The organism is Pseudomonas sp. PS01298, from assembly GCF_029959745.1.
Taxonomy (GTDB): Bacteria; Pseudomonadota; Gammaproteobacteria; order Pseudomonadales; family Pseudomonadaceae; genus Aquipseudomonas; species Aquipseudomonas aylmerensis.
On the sequence record NZ_JASCPP010000217.1, the window covers coordinates 1 to 3,424 of the forward strand.

Consider the following 3,424-nt stretch of genomic DNA (forward strand, 5'->3'; position numbering starts at 1 on the left):
GCGTTGGATCAGTCGCTGAAAGTATGGACTGACACAGCGCATTCGCGGGCAAGCCCGCTCCCACATTGAATCGCCTGCACCTGCTGGAAATCGCTTATTTGGCAGTAAACGCCGAGTAGCTGTTCATCAGGTTGCGGTAGTTGGGGATGCGCGGCGACAGCAGGTTGGCCAGGCCTTCCATGTCGTTGCGCCAGTCCACTTGCAGCTCACAAGCCACGGCGAACCAGTTCACCAGTTGCGCACCGGCGGCGGTCATACGGGCCCAGGCGGCTTGTTGCACAGTTTCGTTGAAAGTACCGGAGGCGTCGGTGACCACGAACACCTCGAAGCCTTCGTCGAGGGCGCACAGGGTCGGGAACGCTACGCACACGTCCGTCACCACGCCGGCAATGATGATCTGCTTGCGACCGGTAGCCTTGACCGCCTTGACGAAATCTTCGTTGTCCCAGGCGTTGATCTGGCCAGGGCGGGCGATGTACGGCGCGTCCGGGAACAGTGCCTTGAGCTCTGGCACCAGTGGGCCGTTAGGACCGCCTTCAAAACTGGTGGTCAGGATGGTCGGCAGGTTGAAGAACTTCGCCACATCGGCCAGGGCCAGCACGTTGTTCTTGAATTCGTTGGGGGAGAAATCCTGCACCAGCGAGATCAGGCCGGTCTGGTGATCCACCAACAGCACCACCGCGTCATCTTTGTTCAAGCGCTTGTAAGTCATGGGTTAACTCCTTCGGGGGTTTAAAAAGCAAAACACGAGCAGCCAAACGCGCCCCAGAAACCCTGGAAGTCGCTGACGGGCACGCTGCTGAGGCGCGCCTTTTCATGGCTGTGGGAATGCACGCCGCACGGGCCGCTGCACTGGTGAACCTGAGCCTGCACCGGGGAAGTCGGGCGCCAGTGACCCGGCACCTTGACCACCGGCGACCAGTCCGGCAGCACCGGCACACGCGGCGGCGCGACATCGTCGAAGTCGCCGGCGCCGTACACCACCTTGCCGCCGACCACGGTCAGCACCGATTCGATCCACTTGATGGCCTCTTCATCAACGCTGAAAAAATCCGCCGAGAGCGCGGCGACGTCCGCCAACTGGCCGACCTTGATCTGGCCCTTCTTGCCCTGCTCGGACGAGAACCAGGCGCTGCCATGGGTGAACAGTTCCAGCGCAGTCAGGCGCGGCAGGCCTTCGGCGTGCAGCTCCAGGCCGCCCACGGTGCGGCCGCTGACCATCCAGTACAGCGAGGTCCACGGGTTGTAGCTGGAGACCCGCGTGGCATCGGTACCGGCGCCTACCGGCACGCCTTCGGCGAGCATGCGCTTGATCGGCGGCGTGGCTTCGGCCGCCTTGGCGCCGTAGCGCTCGACAAAGTACTCACCCTGGAACGCCATGCGATCCTGGATCGCAATACCGCCGCCGAGGGCGCGCACGCGCTCGATATTTTTCGGCGTGATGGTTTCGGCATGGTCGAAAAACCACGGCAGGCCATTGAACGGAATGTCGCGATTGACCTTCTCGAACACGTCGAGCATGCGCGAAATGGACTCGTCATAGGTTGCGTGCAGGCGGAACGGCCAGCGCTGCTCCACCAGATGGCGCACCACCGGCTCCAACTCCTGCTCCATGCTTTGCGGCAAGTCGGGACGCGGCTCAAGGAAGTCTTCGAAGTCGGCGGCGGAGAACACCAGCATCTCGCCGGCGCCGTTGTGGCGCAGATAATCGTCGCCCTGATGCAGACTGACGCTGGAGGTCCAGTGCTTGAAGTCGCTGAGTTCTTCCTTGGGCTTCTGGGTGAACAGGTTGTAGGCGATGCGCACCGTCAACTGTTGATCCTTGGCCAGTTGTTCGATCACCGCGTAGTCATCGGGATAGTTCTGGAAACCACCGCCGGCGTCGATGGCGCTGGTCAGGCCGAGGCGATTAAGTTCGCGCATGAACTGGCGGGTGGAGTTGACCTGATATTCCAGCGGCAATTTCGGGCCTTTGGCCAGGGTCGCATACAGGATCATCGCGTTGGGCCGCGCCACCAGCATGCCGGTGGGGTTGCCGTGGCTGTCGCGCACGATCTCACCGCCCGGCGGGTTCGGCGTGTCCTTGGTATAGCCGGCCACGCGCAGTGCAGCGCGGTTGAGCAAGGCGCGGTCATACAGGTGCAGCACGAACACCGGCGTGTCGGGTGCGGCCTGGTTGAGTTCGTCGAGGGTGGGCATGCGTTTTTCGGCGAACTGGAATTCGTTCCAGCCGCCGACCACGCGTACCCATTGCGGCGTCGGGGTGCGATCAGCCTGGTCCTTGAGCATGCGCAGGGCATCGGCCAGCGACGGCACGCCTTCCCAGCGCAGTTCGAGGTTGTAGTTGAGCCCGCCACGGATCAGGTGCAGATGCGAGTCGTTGAGGCCGGGGATCACGGTGCGGCCCTTGAGGTCGATGACCTGGGTGCCACTGCCGCGCAGGGCCAGGGCTTCACCGTCGGTGCCGACGACGACAAAGCGGCCTTCATGAATAGCGACGGCAGTGGCGCGCGGGTTTTCACGGTCCACGGTGTGGAACTGGCCATTGAACAGAATCAGATCGGCGTTCATAGGGTTTCCTTTACTGAGGCTTCAAGCCAGGGAGCGAACAGGCGGGTGGCGGCCGGCATCAGCAGGTAGACCACCAGCAGCACGATGGTCAGCGTCACCAGGAAGGTCGCGACCACGTAGTTGGATAAAAACGGGTGCAGGCGCAGGACCGGGCCCCACACGATGGGCACCAGCAGGGTCAGCGGCAGGATCACGCACAGGGTGACCACCGCCTGCTTCCAGCGCGGCGGCTTGGCGGCGCTGTCGGCCAGGGGCGTGAACCAGAACTCGTTGACCGCGCCGATTTCGGTGTTGTCGCCTTCCGCCAGCATGGGTGTGGCTTCGGCGATGAGGGTTTTGCGCTCGGCGGAATCGAGCCAGGTTTGCAGGTCATCGGTGGAGCGGTAGCGCAATACGCAGGTGAACAGCGCCAGGCCGTTCTGTTTGCTGCGCACGACGTCGACGCCGAGGTGCCCGGGGCGCGCGCCGGCGATTCGTACGATGTGGCGTAGCCAGGTTTCGTAGTTGGCTTCCTGGCCGGGTTTGATCAGGTGTTTGACGACCAGGGTGACGACTTCGTCGGGTCCGGTTTTGGGTGCTGGGTGCATGGGTGCCCCTCTGCCTTGATGGTTTGGCGGTGAGAGGAGTTTGGGGGGATGGGGGGTGGGGAAAATTGGATGTACGTGCTGTTTGGGGGGGGACGTTGAGATTGAGGTTGAGTGTATATCCGTTATTTGGGTCATGGCCGCGTATGGTTCCGCTCTTACAGCGGGTCACTTTTGAACAGCGCAAAAGTAACCAAAACGCTCTTGCCCCAACACTCGGCACCTCGCCTAGGCTCGGTGTGCCCTCACTCCGGCTTGAATCCGTGGGC

General features: G+C 62.6%; 3 protein-coding genes. All 3 read right to left on the reverse strand.

The genetic code is table 11. From position 1 onward, the window contains the following. Nucleotides 1–94 precede the first annotated feature (94 nt). Genes ycaC through QMX97_RS31825 form a run of 3 tightly spaced genes read right to left on the reverse strand, consistent with a single transcriptional unit; the run spans nucleotide 95 to nucleotide 3,158 of the window. A complete protein-coding gene (gene ycaC / locus QMX97_RS31815; protein ID WP_027607149.1) occupies nucleotides 95–712 on the reverse strand; it encodes an isochorismate family cysteine hydrolase YcaC in 618 nt (205 codons plus the stop codon). Nucleotides 713–732: 20 nt separating this feature from the next. After that, nucleotides 733–2,571 carry an amidohydrolase gene (locus QMX97_RS31820; protein ID WP_282398228.1) on the reverse strand — a complete coding sequence of 613 codons (1,839 nt, stop codon included), beginning with the start codon at nucleotides 2,569–2,571 and terminating at the stop codon, nucleotides 733–735. Continuing rightward, nucleotides 2,568–3,158: an antibiotic biosynthesis monooxygenase gene (locus tag QMX97_RS31825; RefSeq protein ID WP_282398229.1), complete on the reverse strand. Its 591-nt coding sequence runs from the start codon at nucleotides 3,156–3,158 to the stop codon at nucleotides 2,568–2,570. Before QMX97_RS31825 ends, QMX97_RS31820 begins: the two co-directional genes overlap by 4 nt. Nucleotides 3,159–3,424: the final 266 nt, after the last annotated feature.

What these genes read in the sequence shown, in the direction of transcription:
- ycaC (WP_027607149.1), bottom strand. Translation starts at nt 712, where the DNA reads ATGACTTACAAGCGCTTGAACAAAGATGACGCGGTGGTGCTGTTGGTG.
- QMX97_RS31820 (WP_282398228.1), bottom strand. Translation starts at nt 2,571, where the DNA reads ATGAACGCCGATCTGATTCTGTTCAATGGCCAGTTCCACACCGTGGAC.
- QMX97_RS31825 (WP_282398229.1), bottom strand. Translation starts at nt 3,158, where the DNA reads ATGCACCCAGCACCCAAAACCGGACCCGACGAAGTCGTCACCCTGGTC.